Annotated in this window: 19 protein-coding genes; 6 read left to right on the top strand and 13 right to left on the bottom strand. The window is 59.0% G+C overall.

The annotated features are described in order from the left end of the window. The first annotated feature begins 50 nt into the window (after nt 1-50). A complete protein-coding gene (locus tag ACSEXW_RS06555; RefSeq protein ID WP_438445311.1) occupies nt 51-2,528 on the top strand; it encodes a beta-mannosidase in 2,478 nt (825 codons plus the stop codon). Between the two features lie 4 nt (nt 2,529-2,532). On the opposite strand, the gene ACSEXW_RS06560 is transcribed toward ACSEXW_RS06555, so the two are convergent. Further along, the gene (locus ACSEXW_RS06560; protein ID WP_438445312.1) at nt 2,533-3,501 is read right to left on the bottom strand and encodes a helix-turn-helix domain-containing protein; all 969 of its coding nucleotides are present in this window, start codon (nt 3,499-3,501) and stop codon (nt 2,533-2,535) included. 129 nt (nt 3,502-3,630) lie between these two features. On the opposite strand from ACSEXW_RS06560, the gene ACSEXW_RS06565 reads away from it, so the two are divergent. Then, a complete protein-coding gene (locus tag ACSEXW_RS06565; RefSeq protein ID WP_438445313.1) occupies nt 3,631-4,677 on the top strand; it encodes a glycoside hydrolase family 88/105 protein in 1,047 nt (348 codons plus the stop codon). A 41-nt stretch (nt 4,678-4,718) separates the two neighbouring features. On the opposite strand, the gene ACSEXW_RS06570 is transcribed toward ACSEXW_RS06565, so the two are convergent. The 6 genes from ACSEXW_RS06570 to ACSEXW_RS06595 all read right to left on the bottom strand — a co-directional run bounded on the left by ACSEXW_RS06570 (nt 4,719) and on the right by ACSEXW_RS06595 (nt 11,559). Next, nucleotides 4,719-5,015: a DUF6509 family protein gene (locus tag ACSEXW_RS06570; RefSeq protein ID WP_438445314.1), complete on the bottom strand. Its 297-nt coding sequence runs from the start codon at nt 5,013-5,015 to the stop codon at nt 4,719-4,721. Between the two features lie 43 nt (nt 5,016-5,058). Beyond that, nucleotides 5,059-6,423: an MATE family efflux transporter gene (locus ACSEXW_RS06575; protein WP_438445315.1), complete on the bottom strand. Its 1,365-nt coding sequence runs from the start codon at nt 6,421-6,423 to the stop codon at nt 5,059-5,061. 79 nt (nt 6,424-6,502) lie between these two features. Further along, the gene (locus ACSEXW_RS06580) at nt 6,503-7,918 is read right to left on the bottom strand and encodes an MFS transporter (protein WP_438445509.1); all 1,416 of its coding nucleotides are present in this window, start codon (nt 7,916-7,918) and stop codon (nt 6,503-6,505) included. Between the two features lie 83 nt (nt 7,919-8,001). Further along, a complete protein-coding gene (locus ACSEXW_RS06585; protein WP_438445316.1) occupies nt 8,002-8,490 on the bottom strand; it encodes a MarR family winged helix-turn-helix transcriptional regulator in 489 nt (162 codons plus the stop codon). 91 nt (nt 8,491-8,581) lie between these two features. Then, complete coding sequence (locus tag ACSEXW_RS06590) at nt 8,582-10,513, bottom strand: dihydroorotate dehydrogenase (protein WP_438445317.1); 1,932 nt, start codon at nt 10,511-10,513, stop codon at nt 8,582-8,584. A 113-nt stretch (nt 10,514-10,626) separates the two neighbouring features. Beyond that, on the bottom strand, nt 10,627-11,559 hold the full coding sequence (locus ACSEXW_RS06595; RefSeq protein WP_438445318.1) for a manganese-dependent inorganic pyrophosphatase: 933 nt from the start codon (nt 11,557-11,559) through the stop codon (nt 10,627-10,629). Nucleotides 11,560-11,802: 243 nt separating this feature from the next. On the opposite strand from ACSEXW_RS06595, the gene ACSEXW_RS06600 reads away from it, so the two are divergent. Then, nucleotides 11,803-12,393 carry an acetylglutamate kinase gene (locus ACSEXW_RS06600; RefSeq protein WP_438445319.1) on the top strand — a complete coding sequence of 197 codons (591 nt, stop codon included), beginning with the start codon at nt 11,803-11,805 and terminating at the stop codon, nt 12,391-12,393. Nucleotides 12,394-12,532: 139 nt separating this feature from the next. Beyond that, nucleotides 12,533-13,426, top strand: coding sequence for an EFR1 family ferrodoxin (locus tag ACSEXW_RS06605; protein ID WP_438445320.1), 894 nt, complete (start codon nt 12,533-12,535; stop codon nt 13,424-13,426). 55 nt (nt 13,427-13,481) lie between these two features. Here the strand turns inward: ACSEXW_RS06605 and ACSEXW_RS06610 are convergent, their stop codons facing one another. From ACSEXW_RS06610 to ACSEXW_RS06635, 6 genes are all read right to left on the bottom strand, one after another. Continuing rightward, nucleotides 13,482-15,020: an acetate--CoA ligase gene (locus tag ACSEXW_RS06610; RefSeq protein ID WP_438445510.1), complete on the bottom strand. Its 1,539-nt coding sequence runs from the start codon at nt 15,018-15,020 to the stop codon at nt 13,482-13,484. Between the two features lie 170 nt (nt 15,021-15,190). Continuing rightward, nucleotides 15,191-15,727 (bottom strand): histidine phosphatase family protein, encoded by a 537-nt coding sequence (locus ACSEXW_RS06615; protein ID WP_438445321.1) that lies wholly within the window; start codon nt 15,725-15,727, stop codon nt 15,191-15,193. Beyond that, the gene (locus ACSEXW_RS06620; RefSeq protein WP_438445322.1) at nt 15,724-16,581 is read right to left on the bottom strand and encodes a phosphotransferase family protein; all 858 of its coding nucleotides are present in this window, start codon (nt 16,579-16,581) and stop codon (nt 15,724-15,726) included. Before ACSEXW_RS06620 ends, ACSEXW_RS06615 begins: the two co-directional genes overlap by 4 nt. Nucleotides 16,582-16,681: 100 nt before the next feature. Next, nucleotides 16,682-17,575 carry a sugar phosphate isomerase/epimerase family protein gene (locus ACSEXW_RS06625; RefSeq protein WP_438445323.1) on the bottom strand — a complete coding sequence of 298 codons (894 nt, stop codon included), beginning with the start codon at nt 17,573-17,575 and terminating at the stop codon, nt 16,682-16,684. Between the two features lie 12 nt (nt 17,576-17,587). Continuing rightward, a complete protein-coding gene (locus ACSEXW_RS06630) occupies nt 17,588-18,628 on the bottom strand; it encodes a Gfo/Idh/MocA family protein (RefSeq protein WP_438445324.1) in 1,041 nt (346 codons plus the stop codon). A gap of 8 nt (nt 18,629-18,636) precedes the next feature. Beyond that, nucleotides 18,637-19,494: a sugar phosphate isomerase/epimerase family protein gene (locus ACSEXW_RS06635; RefSeq protein WP_438445325.1), complete on the bottom strand. Its 858-nt coding sequence runs from the start codon at nt 19,492-19,494 to the stop codon at nt 18,637-18,639. A 190-nt stretch (nt 19,495-19,684) separates the two neighbouring features. Between ACSEXW_RS06635 and ACSEXW_RS06640 the strand changes: the two genes are divergently transcribed. Both ACSEXW_RS06640 and ACSEXW_RS06645 read left to right on the top strand, forming a co-directional pair. Beyond that, entirely contained in the window at nt 19,685-20,590 is a 906-nt protein-coding gene (locus ACSEXW_RS06640; protein WP_438445326.1) for an AraC family transcriptional regulator, read from the top strand. A 316-nt stretch (nt 20,591-20,906) separates the two neighbouring features. Beyond that, nucleotides 20,907-23,144: an ATP-binding protein gene (locus ACSEXW_RS06645; protein ID WP_438445327.1), complete on the top strand. Its 2,238-nt coding sequence runs from the start codon at nt 20,907-20,909 to the stop codon at nt 23,142-23,144. The last annotated feature ends 63 nt before the right edge of the window (nt 23,145-23,207 follow it).

The following is a 23,207-nucleotide window of genomic DNA, read 5'->3' on the forward strand; positions in this document are numbered from 1 at the left end:
CATGATGAGGAACGACATGAACCGATCTTCCGATAAGGAGTGTTCTAAGGATGATAAAGCTGGATTTGGGCGGAGCATGGAGCATGCGCCGCATCGGCGACTCCGATTGGCTTGATGCGGCGGTGCCGGGCTCCGTATATGCGGATCTGCTCCGGGCCGGCCGGATGGAGGACCCGTTCTACCGGGACAATGAAGACGCCGCCTTGGCCTTATGCGATGAGGACTATGAGTACATCCGCACGTTCGAGGCCGAACCGGACATGCTGGCAGCCGACCGGCTGCTGCTCCGGTGCGAAGGACTGGACACCTTGGCTGAGCTCTACCTAAACGGTACACATGTCGCCTCCACGGACAACATGCACCGGACCTACGAATGGGAGGTGCGGCACCTGCTGCAATCCGGATCTAACGAGCTGCGGATCATCCTGCGCTCCCCCACCCGTTATGCAGCCGTCAAGCATGCGGACAATCCCATATGGGGAGCGGACGACGCCGTAAGCGGATTCAATCATCTGCGCAAGGGCCACTCCATGTTCGGCTGGGACTGGGGCCCTCAGCTGCCGGATCTGGGCATTTGGCGCCCGATCTCCCTGGCCGCCTACCACATCGGACGGCTGGAGGATGTACGGGTCCGCCAGCAGCATACCCAAGGCACCGTCACGGTGAGTGCTGAAGTTGCCGCAGACGTATGGGCAGAGCCTGGGTCCCCCGTCGATGCCGCCCTTACGTTCACAGCACCTGACGGCACCGTCCTTCACCGGGAATCCCGCCGCGTGGAGGCGGGGCATAGGACCGTTGATTTCCAATGGGTGGTCAACGATCCCGAGCTCTGGTGGCCCAACGGCTATGGCAAGCAGCCGCTGTATGAGCTGACGGTCCGCCTGGAGAGGAATGGGACCCTACTGGACTCCAAATCCTTCACCATCGGTCTGCGCACCCTTCGAGTAAAGCGCGAGAAGGATGAATGGGGGGAAGGCTTCGCCTTCGAGATCAACGGGATCCCCATCTTCATCCAGGGCGCCAATTATATTCCCGAGGACAACATCCTGTCCCGCGTGAAGCCGCAGCAGACAGACCGGCTCCTCCGGGACTGCCTGGAGGCCAACTTCAACTGTGTCCGGGTGTGGGGCGGGGGAATCTATCCGTCGGATGATTTTTATGACCGGTGCGACCGCTATGGCTTGATCGTCTGGCAGGACTTCATGTTCGCCTGCGCCTTCTATGAAATGAATGACGCGTTTTCCGAGAACATCCGACAGGAGGCTATCGACAACATCAAGAGGCTCCGGCATCACGCCAGCCTGGCTCTCTGGTGCGGCAACAACGAGATGGAGGAGGCCTGGGTCAGCTGGGACATACCCGGCAAAACCCCGAAGCTTCGGACCGATTATCTGAAGCAGTTCGAGATCCTTCTGGCCGATGTAGTGAAGCGGTACGATCCCGACCGGGACTACTGGCCGTCCTCCCCCTCCTCCGGCGGCAGCTTCGACCAGCCGAACGACGAGAACCGGGGCGACGTTCACTATTGGGAGGTGTGGCACGGACAGAAGCCCTTCACCGAATACCGGAAGCACCACTTCCGCTTCTGTTCCGAGTTCGGCTTCCAGTCCTTCCCGTCACCGAAGACCGTCCGCACCTTCACCCTGCCGGAGGACCGGAACATCTTCTCCTACGTGATGGAACGCCACCAGAAGAACAAGGCCGCCAACGGCAAAATTCTGTATTATCTGTCGGATAACCTGAAGTATCCGAAGGACTTCGACTCTCTCCTGTACAGCTCCCAAATGCTGCAGGCCGAAGCCATTAAGTACGGCGTCGAGCATTGGCGCCGCAACCGGGGCCGCTGCATGGGCTCCATCTATTGGCAGCTGAACGACTGCTGGCCCGTAGCCTCCTGGTCGAGTATGGACAACTTCGGACGGTGGAAGGCGCTTCATTATTTCGCGAAGCGGTTCTATGCGCCGGTGCTGCTCTCGGCCAAGGACGAAGGCCCCAAGGTGGAGCTCCATCTGACGAACGATACCCTCTCTCCAGTCACTGGCACCGTGTCCTGGTGGCTGAAGGACCGTTCGGGTCAGGTGCTGAAGGAGAGCAGCCTGGATGTCACGGTTCCTGCGCTGCAGGCACAGATGTGCACCGGTCTGGATTTCTCGGATGACTTGAAGGCCAAGGGTGCGAACCGAAGACTTTACCTGGAATATGCGCTGGACATCGGCGGCCAAGAGATCAGCCGGGCAACGGTATTGTTCACGAAGCCCAAGCACTTCGAATTCGAGGATCCGTCTATCATAACGGAGATCGCTGAGCAGCAGGACGCCTTCGCAATCACGCTCCGGTCCGGATCCTTCGCCAAGTATGTGACCTTGGAGCTCACGGAAGCCGACGGTGTGTTCAGCGACAACAGCTTCGACCTGTCGGCCGGCGTTCCGGTTACCGTACTTCTGGCGAAGGAACGGTTGAGCGCCCCGCTTGAACTGGAAGAGCTCCGGCGGCAGCTGACGGTACAGTCCCTCTATCAATGGTCCTGAAGCTTCAGCCTTCGGATGGGGACGCGGGAGCGGCAGCGCTCCGGTATTGTCCGGGTGTCATGCCGGACAGCCGTTTGAACATGTGGCAGAAGTGGGACAGATCCTGGAAGCCGGCCGCAGCGGCAATCTCAGCCAGGGGATCGGCAGTGCTCTTCAGCAGCTCCTTGGCCTTGTTGACCCGATAGGCGATCAGAAACTCGTGAATGGATACCCCGGTCTCCTGCTTGAAGATTCGATGCAGATAGGATCGGGACAGGTGAAACCTTCTGCACAGATCCGATGAATGGACCGCCTCCCTGTAATTCTCCGTTAGATATCCCAATACCCCTTCCGCCAGCTTCTTGCGGTCGCGGTCCCCGCCTGTAGGCTCGGCGGGGACCGCTTCCGTTTCTTGACGGCCCAGCGCCACGAACATCTGCAGGAGCAGACCCTGTGCCGCCAGCTCATACCCGCCTCGCTTCTCGCCGATCTCCTTCTCCAGCCGGGCCAGGATCTCCTGCAGGCTTAGCAGCTGCCTGGCATTCAGCTGCCAGCGGACCGAATCCGCCCCGGCTCCGGGAAGCCAGCGGCGGATCCATTCCGCGGCATCGCCGCTCCCATGATAAGAGCCCAGAGCGTCCATCAGGCCCCCGTCTATGCCTAGGACATAGCGGTGAAACGGCTCCTCTTCGGCCGAACGGGGCAGGTGCAGCGCCATGGGCTTCACGATGATCAGAACCCCCGGCCCAATCTCATGAACCTTCCCCCCTGCGACGAATACACCGGAGCCCGACAGGCATAAATACCACTCATAGCCTTGGTGGGAATGGAGGCTCGGCTGCCGGATCGGATAGGTCCGGAAGGCACAATGGACCGGGAATTCCGTCAGGGCGCGGTTGGTCGTCGTGTCCACCCAGCTCTCGCCGGGATCAAGCCCTTGGAATCCGAGTCCGCTGGCTTCGGCTTCTTCCGCCTTCCCCTCTATTCGCTCCACTCCCTCCCCCTCCTTCATCACGCCGATATTGTACACAATACCCCAATGATTTGTAGAGAATCAGCCAAGATTCCCGATGCTGTCGGTCTTATAGTAGAAGTATATCAAACCTTGGGGGAGGATCCTATCATGATCGCTCATATTTCGCAAGAAATCTTGAAACAGCAAGCACATAATGTCTACAGCAGGATGAAGGCAGGCCATGGGGAGGACTGGGGGCTGAACCTGGATTACTGGGATTGGGTACCGGGTGTCGGGGTGATCTCCATATTGGAGTATTATGAACAATCGAAGCGGGAGGATGTCATGGGCTTCCTGGAGCAATGGGCCAAGAACAATCTGGCGAAGTCGGAGAAGATGAAGGTGATCAATTCCATGGCACCCTTTGCCATTTTCCCTGCCTTATTCCGGCATTCCAAGGACCCCCTCTATCTGGAAGCAGCCGTTCGGATCGGCGAATGGATTCTGAAGGAGGCTCCACGAACAAGAGAGGGAGCCTTAGAGCACACCGTAACCGAGAACGCCAGCTTCCCGGAGCAGGTATGGGCGGATACCATCTTCATGGCCGTCCTCCTGCTGGCGCGCCTGGCGAAGCAAACCGGTGAAGCCCTATATGCCGCCGAGGCCGTAAACCAGCTGGAAGTCCATCTGAGACTTCTGCAGGAGCCGAAGTCCGGGGTCCTGTACCATGGTTGGAGCTGTATGGAGCAGAATCACATGTCCTCGGCTCTATGGACCCGGGCCAACGCTTGGATCGCCGTCGGCACCCCGATGATCCTGGAAGAGGTGAAGGGACTAACCGATATTCCTGCAGCCGTAACGGGTCGTTACACCCGCATGATGGAAGGCTTGGCAGGCTTCCAGCAGCAGAACGGCCTGTGGGCGACGGTCATGAACCAGCCCCGCTTCTACCAAGAGACCTCCGGAAGCGCCGGCATCGCATGCGGCATTCTGAAGGGAGTCCGAGCCGGACTGCTTCCGGAATCCCTTCTCCCCGCCGCCGGCAAAGCGCTGAAGGGCGTTCTATCCAAGATCCGTCCGGACGGCGAGGTTACCGGTGTGTCCGGAGGCACTCCCGTGATGCCCAGCATGGAAGCATACAACGATATCCCCTGCTACCCGACCCAATACGGACAAGGCCTGGTCCTCATGCTGCTGGCCGAAGCACAAAAGTAAAGAAAAAGAGTCCTCGTACCGGATGTACGAGGACTCTTCCCTTATTCCTCCGCTTCGCCCACATGCTCTCTGCAGAAGGCATCCACGGCTTCGGCTTCGCCGGCCTCCATCTCGAAGTCCAGATATTTGCCGGTGTCTTTCTCCTGAAACTCATACTTCACAATTCCCTGCTTCGATTCCTCCACCCCGTAGATGACCCGGAGCGCAATTCCTCCTTCGGAAAAGAGTTCGTCCTCCTCGTCGGGTTCAATATCCAGGTTGAACTCGTATCTTTTGCCGGGGATGATGCCGAACGGGTCCTTCACCCATTCTACGCTGTATGCGGTAATGGCGAACATATCGAATCCTCCTTCCTATCTGCATCCATGATGCTCAATAACCTTAATGGCCGGCTGCCGCTCCGGCTTCCTTCACTTTGACCTGCATCCAGTTTGTCCGGTAGAACCGGAACATAACCGTCAGACCGAACAGGACCAGGAACGAGTATAAGGACACCCACGCCCCTACGTTCCCCCATTCCAGCACGAAGATGGAGAGGTACGACAGCGGCACGAACACGGCGAAGCCCATAATGAGGCTGGTCACCAAGAGAAAAGAGGTGTCCCCCGTTCCCCGGAGGCCGCCTGCGAAGAAATTCAACAAGCCGTCGAAGAGCTGCAGGAACGCCGAGATCATGATCAGTTCTCCGGCCATCTCGTACACAAAAGGATCCTTCGTATAGATCCGGGCGATGGGCTCGGCTAAGAAAAATTCGACGGTCCCGACGGCTAGGAGAAAAATGCTTCCCAGCACGGCCGTATCGGTGCCGAGCCTCCGTGCTTCCATGGGCTTGCCCTCGCCGATCCGCTGCCCCACCAGGATGGTGGCTGTGGCCCCGAAGGCGAAGGCCGGCATGAAGCCCAGCGACATGACATTCAAGGCCACCTCGTTGGCTGCCAAGGCCTCCTCACCCAGCACGGCCACAAACAGCGTGAAGAGCAGCATGGAGATGCTGAGCGCGAATTCCTGCGCTCCCAGCTTGCCGCTTTCCTTCAAGATCAAGGCGGCTTCCGTACGGTTCCAGCCTAAGATGCGGGAGCGCGTCTCGTATTTCCGATGCAGCCGGATGAAGTAGAAGTAGAGACAGCCCAGCAGGCCTACGGCCTCCCCCAGGAAGAAGGCCCAGCCCGCACCCGGAAGCCCATACTCCGCAAAACCCAGCTTGCCGTAGGTCCAAGCATAGGTGAAGGTCACCATCAGCAGATTCGAGACGAGAGACAGCAGCATGGGTGTCTTCGTATCCCCGATGCCCCGGAAGAAGCCGTGGAAGACGAAGTTCAGGATGCCGCAGGCCATCGCGAAGAAGCGGATCTCAAGATATTCGCCCCCCGCAGCCAGCCCGCTGGAAGCCTCTCCCCCTACAAGCCGCAGGATATCACCGGCGAACAGAAGTCCGGCCAGCAGGATGACCAGGGACATCCCGGCCGTGACGGTAAGGGCCACGGAGGTGCGCTCGATGCCCTTCTTCATATCGTGGGCCCCGTAATTCTGGGCGACGAGGTAATTGACGGTATGCCCGATGCCCGAGAACAGCGCCCAGGCGTTGTACATGATAATATTCGACACGCCGACGATGGCGATGACGGTGGCACCGAGTCCCCCGACAATGATCAGATTCAGCGTGCCGGACAGCGTCTGCATGGCAAAGGAGACGATGGATGGAATGGCCAAGGAAAGAATAAGTCTCCAGTGTCGGGCCCAATTCATGATGGTAGATCCTCCGCATTAATCGATGATACGGCTTCGTGCCGCTACCGTCCCAGTATGTGGCACATAGGCCGTACTGTCAACCTCGAACCTCCTTGGCCGGAGCCGGAGTCGCAGTGCTGGCACGTGCTCGCGCGCCGAACAGAAGATGGTACAGAACCGCAACTGCCACGGTAAGAAGTCCGAGCACGACGAAGATATTGCTGTAAATATAGGCCCCCTCCGGGCTGACAAAAGGATTCAGCCGCAGCGATGGCGACTGGAAGTCCAGGACCTTACCGATCAGACTGGTGGCGGTCGCACCGGAGATGAAGTTCAGCATGGAGAAGAAGCCCATGCCTACTCCGGTCTGTTCCCGCGGCAGCGTGCGGGACACCGCGTTGGACATGGAGATCTGCATGAAGGACTGGCCCACATTGCCCAGGATCAGGAAGAAGGAGGTCCAGAGGACGGCTGCGCCAACGGCCGTGGACAGACCCGCGAAGCACAGGAACAGCAGAGCTGCGGCTATGGTGACGAGGAAGGCATTGCCCCGCGTATCCGCCAGCCGGCCTCCCCGGCGCCCCATGATGGCGGTGACCAGCGCTGCAGGAAACATGGCGAAGCCCGTCGCCAGCGGACTCAGGCCGTTCAGCTTGCTCAGAAACTGCGGCGTGATGAAGGGCATTCCGAAGCTGAGCGAGGTCGCCAGGAAGGCGATCAGGAGTCCGAGGGAGTAACTGCGGTTCCGGAACAGCTGCGGGTCGATGAAGGGCTCCTTCGCCGTCCGGAGCCGGAGGACGAGCAGCAGCGCCAGCAGCACGGCTCCGATCAGATAGAAGCCATTGCTCTGGGTAATGGCCATCAAGGCCAGGGCGACGGCGCCTGCCAGAAGCCCCCCTCCCACGAAGTCGATGGACTTGGCCTGGCCTGCCTCGTCATCCAGATACTTCCGGTAGAAGGGCAGGGTCAAGAGCGGCAGGAGCGAGATCAGGAACAGGAAGCGCCAACTGGCGAAGCCGGTCACCAGGCCGGAGACGATAGGGGCCATGGCGGCGCCCAGCGCAAGGCCGATAGCCGAGGTTCCCAGCGCTCTCCCCCGCCGTTCCGGCGGAAAATACCGCACCGGAATGATCATGCCGGTGGCAGGGATGACCGATGCGCCGGCAGCCTGCAGCACCCGGCCCAGGATGATCATCCAGTATTCGGTGGCTGATAGTCCTACCACGGACCCTAGGGCGAAGAAGATCAAGCCGAAGGTCAACAGATTCTTCAGCTTGTATCGGTCCGCCAGCTTGCCGTAGGTGACGGAGCCGATGGCGTAGACGATCATGTAACCCGTTGAGATCCAGCTCAACTGGGACGGTGCCAGGTGGAACTCCTTGCCGATGACCGGCAGCACCACATTGAAGATCGAGGCATTCATAACCGAGAAGATCAGCGTGAATACCAGGATCTTCAACAGTTTTTCACCGTTGTTCACGACTCCAGCGGTTCCTTCGGGCGTATGGTTCATGGAACTCATGCTTCCTCCTCCTTATGGTTCGAGATCTAACTATTAGGGCAGCCTAGGGCCAACCTAGGGTAATTCTTCAAGCATTAAGTCTTCGGGCTTCCCTGCTTCATGTCTCCATCATATGCAGCAAGCAGCTTCTTTAAGAGCTGCACCAGCTGCGCGGCTTCTGCAGCCTCCAGCGATTCCTGCAGCCTCCGCTTCGTCTGATCCACCTGACAGATGACCCGGCCGGCCAGCTCTTCCCCCTGCTCCGTCAGATAAATCCGCTTGATCCGGGCATCCTCCGGATGCTGCCGGCGGACCACCCAGCCTCTCTTCTCCATCCCGTTCACCAAGCTGGTCACACTGGGCTTCTCAATGCCCAAGACATGCTCCAGCTCCGAATGGGTGGAGCCCTCCCGCATGGTCAATACCCGCAAGCATTGCCCCTGCTGATGAGTCAAGCCCAACGGCCGGATGACCTGCTCGATGCTGCGCCGCATGGCATGATGCACCAGCTTCACCATAGCGCCGACCTGCTCTTCCGTCTCCCAAGGAAACAACCCCTTGGGTCGGCATCCGTCTTGCCCCATCCTTCATCACCGCCTTTAGTTCGAACTCTAACTAATTTCACTATAAAACCCCGCCCCTGGATTGTCAATGCGATTTGGGGCGGGATTTATTTTAGCGGTGAACGTCGGTCCGGCTGCTTCGCATGAGATAAGGATAGAGAAGGATCAGCCCTGCAACGTAGAGCATCGCCACGAAATAGGCCGGCAGCAGATGGACGAAGTCCGTATAGCCGATGCTCCAATGAACGCCGAAGCCGGCGGCGAAGCCCGGTGCCCCGGCCAGAAGCAGCATCCACCAGATCCAGCGCTCTCCCCTCCGGATCCCCCAGAGAGCCGTTCCCAGCACGGCCAGTGCATCCGAAACCAATGCGCCGCCGAAGCCGGCCCGGTCATGGGCGATCAAGGGCAGCAAGCGCCCGTTCACTTGGCTCAGCTCGGATGCCGTCGTGCATAGATAATCCAGATCCTGCGGCACGAAGACTCCCGTGATGCCGACCCAGGCAATAACCAAGCCTCCTGTGGCAAAGCCGGCACCAAGGAGAATGAACATCAGCTGGCCCCATTGAGCCAGGAGCCAAGACCTGTCGTTCGATAGCTCCGGCCGTCCTCGGAATGGCCTGGTGCCGCCACCCCTCATCGCCAATAGAAATAACGGAAGCAAGAGCAGTGCTGACAGGGCATGGAGCGGATCGAAGTATCCGTACCCCAGATACAAGAAAAAGCTGCTGAACCCCACCACACCGGAGGTTAACAGGGTGGTCTTGGCCCAATGAAGCTCCGCACGCAGCCCATATTGTCCCAAAAAGCCATACAGAATGCCGATCGAGATCATCGTCCCTGCCAGCGAAATCCGGTCGTGGGACATAAAAGCCTTGACCCGCGGCAGCAGGCTCGTAAGCTCCGCAGCACTCAGTCCCAGGTATGCTTCGTCATAGGTCAGGAGCACCGAAGTAGCCGCGACGACCCAGGCCAGGACCCCGCCCAGAATCATACCGAGCCCCATCAGAACCATCCAGCCCCAGTGCTTCCGGAACGGAGGCTCGATCCAGTCCGGCTCCTTCCGAAGGGATTCATACAAGACCGCCTCGTTAACCCGCTTGGGCAGACCGGGACCCGAATAGACCAATCCGCTATTCAATTGAACATACCGGGCTCCCGCTTGCAGCAGCTCCAGCGCATCCTTCGGTTCGTGTACGCCGCCGGAGGCTATGGTTGCGAAATGCTCCGGAAGATACGGCCGAAGCTCCCGGAGCTTGGCGATACTCCGTCCCTTCCCTTCCGGAGACATGGTATATCCCTCCTCCGTGCGGTAATGCTCCCCCAGCACGACTCCATCCAGCAGCTCTGCCGGAACGGCTTGCAGGAGCTCACCCACCCGGGATGCGGGCGTATCCAACGGAACGTATAACAGAAGCGGCGCCTCTTCCCGGCGGGAGCGCAGCTCCTTCAACAGGACGGTTAGCCCCTCCGCCGTCTCTTGCTGGCTCCACCGATCATCCAGCCAATCGAGATAAAAGCCGGAAGCCGTTCCGGATGCGGCTTCAGCCATTCCGACCACCTGCCGGCAGGCCTCCTCCGGCCAGCTTCCGGGGGAAGGACGCAGCCGGAACATCAGCGGCGCTCTCCCCCGGTATGTGCGAAGTCCGGCCAAGACCGGATCGATGCCGGCATTCGCATAAGGATCGGCATTGTGAATCGCCTCTTGCGTTTCGACCCGTCGGAGCGGATCCACATAAGGCTGCGCTTCAGGAGTTACCGGACCCACCTCGATGAATCCGAAGCCGATCTGGGACAGCGCATCCGCGGCTCGAGCGCAGGAGTCCACACTGCCGCTAAGTCCGACGGGGAAAGGAAGCTCCGCTTGGCGCAGCCAACTCTCCAGAAGCGGGGAGCTTTCCATGTGTCCCATCGTTCGGATCAGGAAGGAGCCGCCAGGCAGCTTCCCCAGCGCACCGAATACCGAAAGGGTCAGGTCTCTCGCCTTTTCCGCGGACAATCGGAACAGAAGCGGGCGGAACAACGTCCGGTAGGACCAGTCGGGCATGGAGCCTCCTCCTTTTACGGGTCTACATTTTGCCTTGCTCGGTCTTCCTCAGGTGAAATCAAAAACACCTCTGTCCCGCGGCTGCGGATCAGAGGTGTAAGAGCGAGAGAGGCTTACAGCGCGTTGAATACGTCGGTCAGAACCGGAACGATCTGGGATTTGCGGGATACAACGCCCTTCAGGACCGCTTTGTTGGCGTCCAACTTCACGTTATAGGCCTTCTCCACAGCTTCGGTTGCCTTGCCCAGCGCAACGCCAATGGAATCGTTGTTCAGGATGTCGGTGACCACGAACAGGAACAGGTCCAGACCCTTCTCGGCGATAATGCCGTTCAGAGCGGCTTCCAGCTCGCCTTGGCGGGACAGAACGTCGTTCACGTCCACGGCGTTCACTTGGGCGATCTCCACCTTCCGGCCGTTCATGGTGAACTCCTTGGAGTCCAGGGAGATGAGCTGCGGAATGGACTTGTCGCTCAGATCCGCGCCGGCCTTCAGCATAGAGAGACCATAGGCTTCCAGCTCAACGCCTGCGATGGCGGCCAGCTCCTTGGCTGCAGCCACGTCCTGCTCGGTGCAGGTCGGGGACTTCAAGAGAAGGGTGTCGGAGATGATGGCGGACAGCATCAGTCCTGCGATCTGCGGTGTAACCTCCACGCCGTTCTCCTTGTACATTTTGTTCAAGATGGTGGTGGTGCAGCCCACCGGCTCGGCACGGTAGTACAGCGGGCCGCTGGTCTCGAAGTTGGCGATGCGGTGGTGGTCGATGACCTCGGCCACGCGCACGTCGGCGATGTCGCTGGCGCTTTGCTGGCGCTCGTTATGGTCGACCAGGATGACGGTCTTGGTCTCGTTGGCTACGGTGTCCACTTGGCGCGGAGCGGCGGCCTTGAAGGTGTCCAGCACGAATTGAGTCTCGCTGCTGACGACGCCCAGACGGACGGCCTCCACGTTCTGGCCCAGCTTCGTCTTCAGGTCCGCATAGATCAGCGCGGAGCAGATGGAGTCGGTGTCGGGGTTTTTATGCCCGAAAATCAATGTTTTTTCCATGATCAGACCTCTTCTTATCCGAGTTATTGGTCGGAACTGCCGTCACAGGCGAATTCCTCCTTAATGATTATAGCGTGTAATCCTCCTTATTCCAATTCCTTTACACAGTTAGTCCGCGAAAAAGTTTCACCCCAAACACAATACCTATAGAGATCACGCCCCTATATTCTGTTGCCATTACGCACCGAACCTGACATCCGCCTATATATTGAAGCATACCGTAACAAGGAGATGACTTCCGGCATGTATGAATATGATCTGGGGTTCAGACCGGTCCGCCCGAGGATCTGGACACCGTCCCAAGTGGAGTTGAACCGAAAGCTGCGCACCCTGTGGGAGCAGCACATTTATTGGACCCGGCTGACCGTCAACAGCATTATCGGCCGGCTTCCGGACGAGAAGGCCACCACGGGACGCCTGCTCCGCAACCCTGCGGATTTTGCCGATGCCCTTCGGCCTCTCTATGGTCCGGCTATCGCCAGCCGCTTCGCCTCGCTTCTCCGGGAGCATCTCACCATAGCGGCCGAGCTCGTTCATGCGCTTCAGGCCGGCAACGCCATGGGTGCTTCCCAAGCGCGCAACCGCTGGTTTCAGAATGCCGACGCCATCGCCGCGTTCTTGGCCGGCATCAACCCGCACTGGAGCCGGGAAGCCTGGAGACGCATGATGCACGAGCATCTGGAGCTCCTAAGCCAAGAGGTTGCCTCCCGTCTCGCGGGACATTACGAAGAGAACGTCGCGACGAACGACCGCGTTGAACCTCAGGCGCTGGAGATGGCCGACGTTATGACGGAGGGCATCATCCGGCAGTTCCCGGGAGCATTCACGTACTGAAGCGTCGGCTGCGCGCGGACGTAATGCCCTAGCCGGAACAAGGGATCGACTTATCGTTCTTATCGTCACAGATGCTCTACAGCTTCCTTCCGATAAAGGGTATATAATGGGGCCATCCAGAAAAAGGGAGGAGTTCGGAATGGCCGCTACTGGAACGAAGACGGGAATCTTCTATTTCTCGGGAACCGGCAATACGGAACGGGTGGCCGCAAGGCTGGGAGAGGCCTTGGAGCGGCGGAACCATACCGTCCGCCTGAGCCGGATCGATCGGATTCTGAAGGGCGCTGAAGCACCCGACTACGACAGCCTGGAGCTCCTCGGCATCGGACATCCCGTTCTGGGTTTCGGAGCTACAGATTTGGTCATCCGGTTCGCCGAGCAATTGCCCCCCGGCGGTGGGAAGCCCGCATTCGTATTCAAGACCGCCTCCTCCCCCCATTATGTCAACCACGGCGCTTCGGAATCCGTCATCCGGATCCTTCATCGGAAGGAATACCGTGTCTTCCATGATTCCATCTTCGCCATGCCCTGCAACTTCTTCATGAGATATGACGACCGGATGAACAAGCAATTGGATCAAGCCTCCATCGGGCTTGCCGACCGCACGGCAGACGAGATCGCTCGGGGAGTATCCAAGGGCCTTCCGATCCATCCCGCCCTATCCAAGCTTCTTCGTATGGTCAACGTGATGGAGGAGCGCGGGGCACGGTATTGGGTCAAAGGGCTGCGCGCCACTGCTGCATGCCGCACCTGCGGCCGCTGCTCCCGGGAATGCCCCCAGTCCAACATCCGGATGGAGGACGGGAAAATCCGGTTCGGCCCGGATTGTATCTGGTGCATGCGCTGCGTCTATGGCTGCCCGGTGGAAGCCATAGAAGCTAAGCGGCTCCCCTCGAGCGTTGTCCGGCCCTATACCGGAGGGCCTGCACTGGACCGCCTGGCCCGTGATCCTCATAACGACGGGCAATACGTCCATGCGAAGAGCCGGGGTTACTACCGTCACTTCATTCCTTACTTCTTCGATCGGGAATAAAAAAGAGCGGTTGGGCAGAGTTCCTGCACCAACCGCTTCTTCATGTCCAGGGAGCCTATACGCCGGCATAGGCCGCAGCTTCCGCCTCCCGCAGCTCCACCCGGCGGATCTTGCCCGAGCTGGTCTTGGGCAGATCCCCGACGAACTCGATCCGGCGCGGGTACTTGTAGGGCGCCGTCCATTCCTTCACATGCTCCTGCAGCTCCCGGACAAGCGCCTCCGATGCAGCGTCGGCTTCCTTCAGCACGACGAATGCCTTCACCACATGTCCCCGGATCTCGTCCGGACTGGCGACCACCGCACATTCCTTGACGGCATCGTGCTTCAGGAGCGCATCCTCCACCTCGAAGGGACCGATGGTGTAGCCGGAGCTGATGATAATATCGTCGCTTCGGCCTTCGAACCAGAAGCAGCCGTCCTCATCCTTACGGGCCCGGTCGCCCGTAACGAAGTATTCGCCGCGCATCGCAGCGGCCTTACGTTCCGGCTCCTTGTAGTAGGTCTGGAACAAGGCCGGCATGGAGCCGTGGACCCCGATGTCTCCCACTTGACCAGGGGGCAGCGGACGTCCTTCGCCATCGATAACCTCCACCAGCCCATGGGCGGTGGCGCGGCCCATGGAGCCGGCCTTCATGGCGGAATCCTTCAGCGTTCCAATCAGCAGCGTGCTCTCCGTCTGGCCGTACCCGTCCCGGATCGTCAGGTTGAAGGAGCGGCGGAACACCTCGATGACCGCGCCGTTCAGCGGCTCACCGGCCGAAACCGCGCTGCGCAGCGCCGACAGATCATAACGCTCCAGACGGTCGGTCTTGGCCATCAGCCGGTATTCCGTAGGCGTACAGCACAGCACCCGGATCCTCTGATCCTGGAGAAGCTGCAGGAAGGTCTCCGGCTGGAAGCGGCCGCTGTAGACGAACCCTGTGGCGCCGGTGCCCAACACCGAGAGGAAGGGGCTCCAGATCCACTTCTGCCAGCCCGGTGCAGCCGTAGCCCATACCATGTCCGACTCCCGGATATCCAGCCAGGAAGTGGCGGTGATCCGGAGGTGGGCGTAAGCCCAGCCATGGGTATGGACGACACCCTTAGGGTTGCCTGTGGTGCCGGAGGTATAGGCGAGGAGAGCCATATCGTCCCGATGCGTGTCCACGGCCGGATAGTGGTCCGGCTGGTTCATCGTAAGCCGGTCCAGGGACAGCCAGCCCTTCAGACTGTCATCCAGCGTGATGCGGAATTGAAGGGAGGGGGTGTCGTCGTCAATCTTCTCCACCTCTCCTGTAAAGGCCGGGAACGCGATAACCGCACGGGCCTCCGCATGACGGATCCGGTAGCTCAGGTCCTTGGCACGAAGCATCTCGGAGGATGGGATTACCACCAATCCCAGCTTGAAGCAGGCAAGATAGAGCGCGTAAGACTGGATCAGGCGCGGCATGATGACCAAGACCCGGTCTCCCTTGGCCAGGCCCAGGCTAGCCAATCCGCCTGCGATCCGGCTCGCTTCCCGCAGCAGTCCGTTGTAAGTGATCTCTTCTGTATGACCGGCTTCGTCCATCCACTTCAAGGCGGTCTTGTCCGATGCGTGCTTCTCTATTTCCATAGACAGATTATAGCGCTCGGGCGCTTGGTAGGTTTCGATCAGGTGTTGAGTATCCACAAGTCAAGCTCCTTCGTCGGGTAATATCCTTCTATTGACCATTATAGGGCTAAATCCTAGTACCTAGTACTAATAAAGGTGTCAATTTTATGATACATTTTCCCCGCCGAGGATTACCTCCACACCCGCTCCACCCTATACGATTCACCCGTATTTTCCAGAAGGTACACATCCGGGTTGGTGAGTGCCTCCCACGCTTCGTAGCCGTAGCTGCGATCATAATGATGAAGCAGTAAAGACAGCAAGTTTCCGTGGGTGACGATGACGGCGCGGTTCAGTCCGCTTTCACTTATCTCGCGAATCACGGATACGGCCCGCTGCATCGCTGCTCTGCTGGATTCGCCGCCTTCGAATTGCAAGTCAAGATCTTGGAAGGTGTTCCGCAGCATCTCACACCAATCCGGACGATTCTCCCCGCATAGAATCCGTTCGGACAATCGTTCGTCGGTGCGGATGCTCATGCGGAGCTTCTGCGCCAAGGGCGATATGGATTGGACCGCCCGCAGATACGGACTGGAGAAGATCTCTTCTATATGAAGTCCGCTCAGAAATTCGCATAAGGCTTCCGCTTGGGCGCGGCCTTTATCTGTGAGAGGAGCAGCAGGTTCCTGTCCTGCGGCTGAACAGTGCCGGACGATATAGAGCTTCAAGGACGATCCCCTCCTCTATCTTCCAGTCCCTGCCGGATCATCCGGACCAGCCTCATCTTCTCTTCATCGGGAATGCCGTCCGCAGCCAGCTTCCTTGCTGCGATCGGAACGAGCCAGGGAGCAATTACGCCATCACTCATCCCCGTTAAGGTCCTATATTCGTCCATGAAGCCGCCGATGATCTCCTCACGCATGGAATCGAAGAAATTGAGGATGCCGGCCGGAAGGAACGAAGGCAGCACCCCATAGCGGATCATCAGGATATATTCGGCAAGATCCGCTTCCGGATTCCCGATCGAGGCGTTCATCCAATCGAGGATCACCACGCTGCCGTCCGGCCTGATCATCAGGTTGCCCGGATTGGGGTCGCCATGACACAGCATCTGCTTCGGAGGCAAGGAATCAAGGATGGAGATTATGGCATCTTTTTCATCCGAACGCAGATACGGAGCTCTTCGGATATCGGACTTGATGCTGCTTCTCTGAGCTGGCAGATCGCTGCTGACAGACTCCATACGGTGAATCCTGCACAAGACCTGGGCCGTTAGCCTGATGTCCGCATCATTCCTCTCAGGGGAACGGTCCGAAGCCATCTGCCGGATGAACCGCTCCATGAGGGTCTCGCCGACAATACGTTCCACCACCAGCCCCGGACGTCCGTCCTTTTCAATAAATTGATAAGGCTGCGGTACGGGAAGCCCGCATTCCCAGGCGATCTGGTTATTGCGGTATTCCTTTCTGGCCGCTTCAAAGCTCGTATTCGACTTCGCCAGCTTCAGGATCCGGCCATCCCCGATCGCATAAACCTCCGAGCAGCCGCCTTCACCGATCTTTTCGCCAATATGCAGAGTCATAGGGTCCATTCCTTCGACATTGGTGTGGGCGGACTGCTGAGCAGACCGCCTCGTCACCATCTATTCGCCGTACAGGACGTGATTTCCTTTATTTCCCTGCTTACTGGTCTCCCGATTTGTACTTACGGATGAACGAGACCGCTTTCCTGATATCCTCCTCCGGTTGATCGCCCACTTCCCTCTCGATAGTCAGGTATCCCTTATAACCGATCTCCTGCAAAGCCGCGAAATAGGCGTCAAAATCCACCCCTCCCTCGCCCAAGGGAAGCTCCCGGAACCAGGCTCCCGAGCGGACCAGCTCGGCCATATGCTGATGATCCATCGGCTGGTACCCCAGCGCACCATAGACCGCCCGCGGATCGACGTCCTGATAGCGGATGCCATCCTTCACGTGCGTATGCACGATGTAGTCTCGGAGTAGGCGCACGCCCTGCACCGGATCGTCTCCCGTCACCATGACCATGTTGGCGGGATCGAAATTGACCGCCAATCCCTTGGTCCCGAGAGAATCGAGGAATGACTTCAGATGGGCGGCTGTCTCGGGTCCGGTCTCCACGGCAAAATAGCCTTGCATTGCCGCCGCATATTCGCCAAGCTCCGCACAAGCCTCCTGCATCGTCCGATAAACCGGGTCCGCCGGATCTGCGGGAATGATGCCGATATGGGTGGTCACCGTCGAACAGCCCAAGTCCATCGCCAGCTCCAGAATCCGCTTGGATTTCTCAATCTTGAGGGGATTCTCCCGATGGTCCTGAAACCCATGGCCTCCCAGGTCGCCGCACAAGGCTGAGATTTCCAGACCCAAGCCGGCGATGGTGCTTCTCCACTCCTTGCGCCCGCCGGCGGAGAGATTACCCGGATCCATCTCGCCGGATACCGCCCAGATCTGAACACCGTCCGCTCCGATGGCCTTAGCCTTCTTCAGCCCTTCCCGGACACCGACCCCGAAGCAGTCCACGACCACGCCTATTGGATTCGTGAATGGATGTACCATCGTATTCCCCCCTTACCCTTTCTCATGGAGCGTTCCATCGACGTCGATCCAAGCCCCGGCTTGGGCCGCGGACAGAGCTTCCGCCCGGACGATAGTCAGCGTATCCGCTGTGCTCTCCGGCGTACAAACCCGGATCGGCCGATCCTGGAGCACGGCATTCAAGAAGTAGACCAGTTCGCCGTAATAGCCGCTGTCGGCCGCAAGCTCCGGTACGAAGCCGGGGGCACCGTTGGGGTTCACCTTGACCGTGGAGCCGTCAAAAAGGAGATTGCCTCCTTCGAAGTTGACCCGGTAGCCCATATAGAAGCCGAAGTCCCCTTCCAGAGTCCAATCCGCTTGAGCGTTGATCACCTTGCCGTCCGGATAATAATAGTGGCTGGATACGAGGTCCATGCCTGCACCCGGTATGACGTTCCTTCCCAATGCCGACACTCTGGACGGCTTGCCGAATAGATAATGGATCATGTCCGTGTCATGAATGTGCATATCCAGCAAGCATCCGCCGCTCAGCTTCTCATCGAGGAACCAGTCCTTCGGGGAATGGGAGCCCCTATAGAAATACCCTTCGGTCACAGCGCCAAACCGCCGGTCCTCCACACACCTCTTCAAATATTCATATCCCGGCCAGAAACGGAGACATTGGGCGATCATCAGCTTCTTGCCCGTTCTGGCAGCGGTTTCGGCCATCTTCCGGGCGTCTGCCGGATTCAGCGCCATCGGTTTTTCGCAGAGGACGTGGAAGCCCTTCTCCAGCAGCTCGATGCTCATCTCGGCATGCAGATATGTGGGGACGGCCAGGTCGATGACATCCAGCTCTTCGGCCGCAATCATGCGATCCAACCGGTCATACAGGTGATACGAGGTCAGATCATAAACCGACTGGGCCGTGGACATATTGCCGCCTGCCGCACCGTCCTTCAGCTCCTCGATCCGGATATCGCATATGGCCTTCAGCTCCAGAGGAAAGCCCTCGGAGATCAGCCGGTTGTAGTTGTCCAGATGCATGCGGCCCATAAAGCCGAAGCCCACCAATCCGATTCTCAACATCGTCATGAACCCTCCTATTCGATTCCGAATGCGGTCCTGCCCAGAATGACATCCATGGAAGCGGACGTATTGTAGATGATCTGTTCCGTATAGTGCCTATAGTTCGGGATCATCTCGGCCGTCACATACCCGTCGTAGCCCGTCTGCCGGAGCGCCGCCATCACCGTCGGATAGTCCACGTCTCCGGCCAGCAGGTCCACGAACCCGTGCAGTCCCCCGGCTTCCCGGCGGTAATCCTTAAAGTGAACCTTCTTGATCCGCTTCCCCAGGATGCGGACCCACTGCTCCGGGTAGCCGGCGTATACCACGTTGCCCACGTCAAAGTAAGAACCGATGAAGGGAGAGCCGATGGAGTCGATGAAGCCTCGCAGCTCCAGGGGAGACAAGAGGAACTTGTTCCATACGTTCTCGATCCCGATGTTGACCCCCGCTTGCTCCGCTTCGGGAGCCAGCTTGCGGACCGCCTCCTGCGCCCGTTCGTAAGCCTTCTCATAATCCACCACATTCGATCCCGGGATAAAATCAACCCCGACCGCGCCAGGTATCACCAGGATCGTATCGGCTCCTAATGCCGCTGCGGTTTCCAGCTGCTTCTTGCAGATATCCATGGCCTTGATCCGTTCCGCCTCCGAATCACTCGTCATCCAGCTGCCCCAATAGAGGCCTGTGGCCAAGCTGCTGATCTCCAAACCCAGCTCCCGGATCTGTCTGGCTATGGACCTTACCTCCTGCTCCGTCGTCGCAAGCCCCAGCTCGCCCGATTCGTTCAGTGACAATTCCAATCCCTCGAACCCTGCCTTGCGGGCCAGCTTCGCGCATTCCATAATCGGCATCCCCTCCGGGAATGACCAGATGTTGATTCCCTTTTTCACCGGAATCCTCCTCATCATTTTGTACATTTCCGTTATAAACCCGCACGATGGAACTTTTCACATCCCTCCTGCGTTTAACTGTATTATAGTAAATGTTGATCTGGTTTTATTTAGGGAAAAGAGCGAGTTTTTGGACGATTCCGTTCTATCCGATAATTCTTAACCCCATACCGGGAGGGATTCTTGCGCCGTGAATCCGGGACATATTCAACAGCCGGTCCGCAGACCGGCTTTCTTTCAAGACTGGGCACCCAACATTCATTACGCCCAATACCAAACCGTAGCGCCCCGGACGTTCCCGGGTAGACGCTTGTATGACTTCGAGCTTCTGTATGTGTGCCATGGCCGGTTGGACGTCACCATCCAGGGCGAGGCTCACTCCCTCCTCCCCGGCCAGCTCATCCTTCTGCCTTCCGGCGTCTACCATCAGAATACGACCGCAGGTGTGCCGACCACCAAGCTGATCGGCATTCATTTCGACTTCTTCGGGGAGCTGTCGATTGCAGGGGAAGAGGATATGGTGGTTCCTGAAGGCGAAGGAACGGCGGGGAAATATGCTGCAGAAGCGGTGGACCCGTCCTCCCCCCCATTGTCGGAGGACCTGATCTATCTTCCTTCGCACGGATGCGTGCAGGCCATGGAGAATCTGATTCACGAATTCGCCATGCGCCCACTCGGATATGCCTTGGTCTGCCGCGGACTTATGCTGACCGTACTCGCCTCCCTGCTCCGAAGCCGCATGTCCGGCCGGGTCTCGGATACGACCGTTCACGGGCAGCGAATTAAGGAGATCATGGCGGAGATGGAGAGCAAGCCCGCCGCTCCGTGGAGCAATACCAGCCTTGCCGAGCGTCTGGGCATGAGCGGGGACTACAGCACCAAGCTCTTCCGGCATATCGCCGGAGTTCCCCCCGTGGAATACCTGCGCTCCATCCGGCACCGTGAGGCACGAAGGCTGCTCCGGGAAACCGATTGGCCCATTGAGCGCATCGGCGAGTATGTCGGGTACGCGGACATCCATTATTTCAGCAGATTGTTCCGCTCCATCGAAGGTATGTCCCCCCGCAACTACCGGAAGCTGTCCCGCGTCCTATGAAGCATCGAAGATAAAGGCATTCCTGGCCGATATAGTGATCGCAGCGAACGCAAAAAAGCCTGCGGATTCGATCCTCGATCCGCAGGCTTTGTTCATACTGGGGCCGGCTATCCATCCCTCCCTTTCATACCTATGAATCGAACCGTCCGCAGTCTATAGCTTCCTTCCACAAACGCCGCAGGTTGCAATTGGATTCTCATCCACGCAGCTATAATTCACGGGGGTCGCCCCCGCCCATCCTCCTGCCAAAGCGATTATACTCTATGAACCGTGGACATAATAGAGAGAAAAGCAATGAAAGGAGTCCTGATCGTCCGTGCACTCCCCATACAGCTATAACGTTCTCCTCGTAGCCGTATCCGTCGGATTGGCCGTCATGGCCGCCTTCGTTGCCCTGACCATTATGAACCGCTCGTTCGCCGCCCAGGAACGGCACCGGTATGCCCGCACCGCCGCCGGTGCCGTCACGCTGGGTGCCGGCATCTGGGCCATGCATTACTCCGGATTGCTGTCCCTGAATCTGCATGCCGCGGTTACTTACGACGGTCCCCTGACCCTTCTGTCCTTGCTGCTCGGCGTCTCCGCTTCCTTCATCGGCTTGCATGCCGCCGTATATGGTCCCCGGGGAAGGCTCCGTTGGTGGGCCGCCGGCTTCCTGATCGGCTTCGCCATCCTCTCCCTGCATGTGACGGGCATGATGGCGATGAAGATGCCTTACCGGATCCATCTACATCTCCCCGCTCTCATGCTGATCCTGCTGCTCGGTTCGGCCTTGTCCCGGCTATCCATCCGGCTTGCGCTCCACAGCATTCCCGGCAGGCCGGGGCACAAGAGCAGGCACCCCTATGTCCTGTACGGCTCCCTCGTCATGACTGCGGCCATCTCCGGCACTCACTACGCGGCCATGTACGCCACCCGCCTCATCCCCGAAGCCCGCGGCGGCGTCCGCACCGAGGCCTCCGGCCTGGCGGCCTTCGAGATGAGTCATACGGTCCTCGGGCTCATCGTCGGCGCCGTCGCCTTGATGATGGCAACCGGACTGTCCGTCTATCTGGTTCTGACCATCCGGAGGGAGAGCTACAACAGCCGGCTCCGGGAACAGCAGTACAAGTCCTTGTACGAACGGCATCCGCAAGCCGTGTACACCTTGGATCTGGAAGGCTGCTGCACGGGCACGAACCCGGCGTTCGAGGCCCTGACCGGCTACACGGCGGAGGAGCTTATGCATCGGCCCGTCACGGCCCTTGCCGCAAGCGACAGCGTCCGATCTCTGAAGGATCAGGTCTTCCAAGCCTCCTTCGGCATATCCCAGAGCGGGGAGATCGCGTGGCAGCACAAAAACGGCGGGCTGGCCCATTCGGTCTCCACCCATATTCCGATCCGGATGAAAGGCCGGACCGTGGGCATCTATGGCTTCGTCCATGACGTAACCGGCTTGAAGCGGGCCATGGAGGCCCGGGACCGGATGGCCAAGGAGCTGCGGAAGAGCAACGAACGGCTGATGCGCATCCAGCAGATCGCCGGCATGGGCATCTGGGATACGGATCTGAAGACCGGACGCGCCCATTGGTCGCCGGAGACCTATAAGATCTTCGATCTATCCCCGGATACTCCCGTATCCACCCGTCTCTTCCGGTACTATCTCCATCCCGACGACCGGGAGCTGGTCCGCCGAAGCGTCGATTCCGCCAAGAGCGGCGAGCCGTTCCAATGCGAATACCGCATCGTCCGGCCCGACAAGGAAATCCGGACGATCTGGTGTCAAGGGGAAGCCCTGTTCGATGAAGACGGGGCGGCTTACCGCATGTGGGGGCTGGTCCTGGACATTACGGACCGCAGGAAAACCGAGGAGATCCTCCGCAAATCCGACCGGATGCTTATCGTCAGCCAGCTGGCGGCGGGAGTGGCCCACGAGATCCGGAATCCCTTGACCAGCATCAAGGGCTTCCTCCAGATCTCGAAGCCCCACCTCCAGGACCTGCATTACCGCGTGATGCTGTCGGAGCTGGAGCGGATCGAGCAGATCATCCGCGAATTCCTGCTGATCGCCAAGCCCCAGCCTATGGAATCCTTCAGGGACAGCTCCCTGGGAGGAATCCTGGAGAACGTCATCTCTCTGGTGAACACCCAAGCCGTGATGAACAACATCTGGATCGTCTACGAACCGCTGGAGGAGATTCCGGCAATCCGCTGCAACGAGAACCAACTGAAGCAGGTGTTCATCAACATCGTGCAGAATGCCATCGAGGCCATGCCGGACGGCGGGGAGATCCTGATCCGGACCGGTCTGGCCGAGCACGGCGGCGTGCGGGTCAGCATCCGCGATCACGGAGTCGGCATCCCAGCGGAGCGGATCAAGCGTCTGGGGGAGCCCTATTACACCTCCAAGGAAAAAGGCACCGGCCTCGGACTGACCATCTGCCAAGGCATCATCGAAGCTCATGGCGGAAGCATGGCCATTGCCAGCGAGGTGAACCGCGGCACTGAGGTGGTGCTTCACTTCCCTCAACCGCAGACGCAGCCCCAAATGCGGGCGAAGGCCTCTGGAGGCTGATTCAAGTAGAAAGGACCGCGCCGGAGCCTCCGGCACGGTCCTTTCTTCAATGAAGCTGAATAG

The organism is Oryzibacillus soli (assembly GCF_051594765.1).
Classification (GTDB): domain Bacteria; phylum Bacillota; class Bacilli; order Paenibacillales; family NBRC-103111; genus Paenibacillus_AR.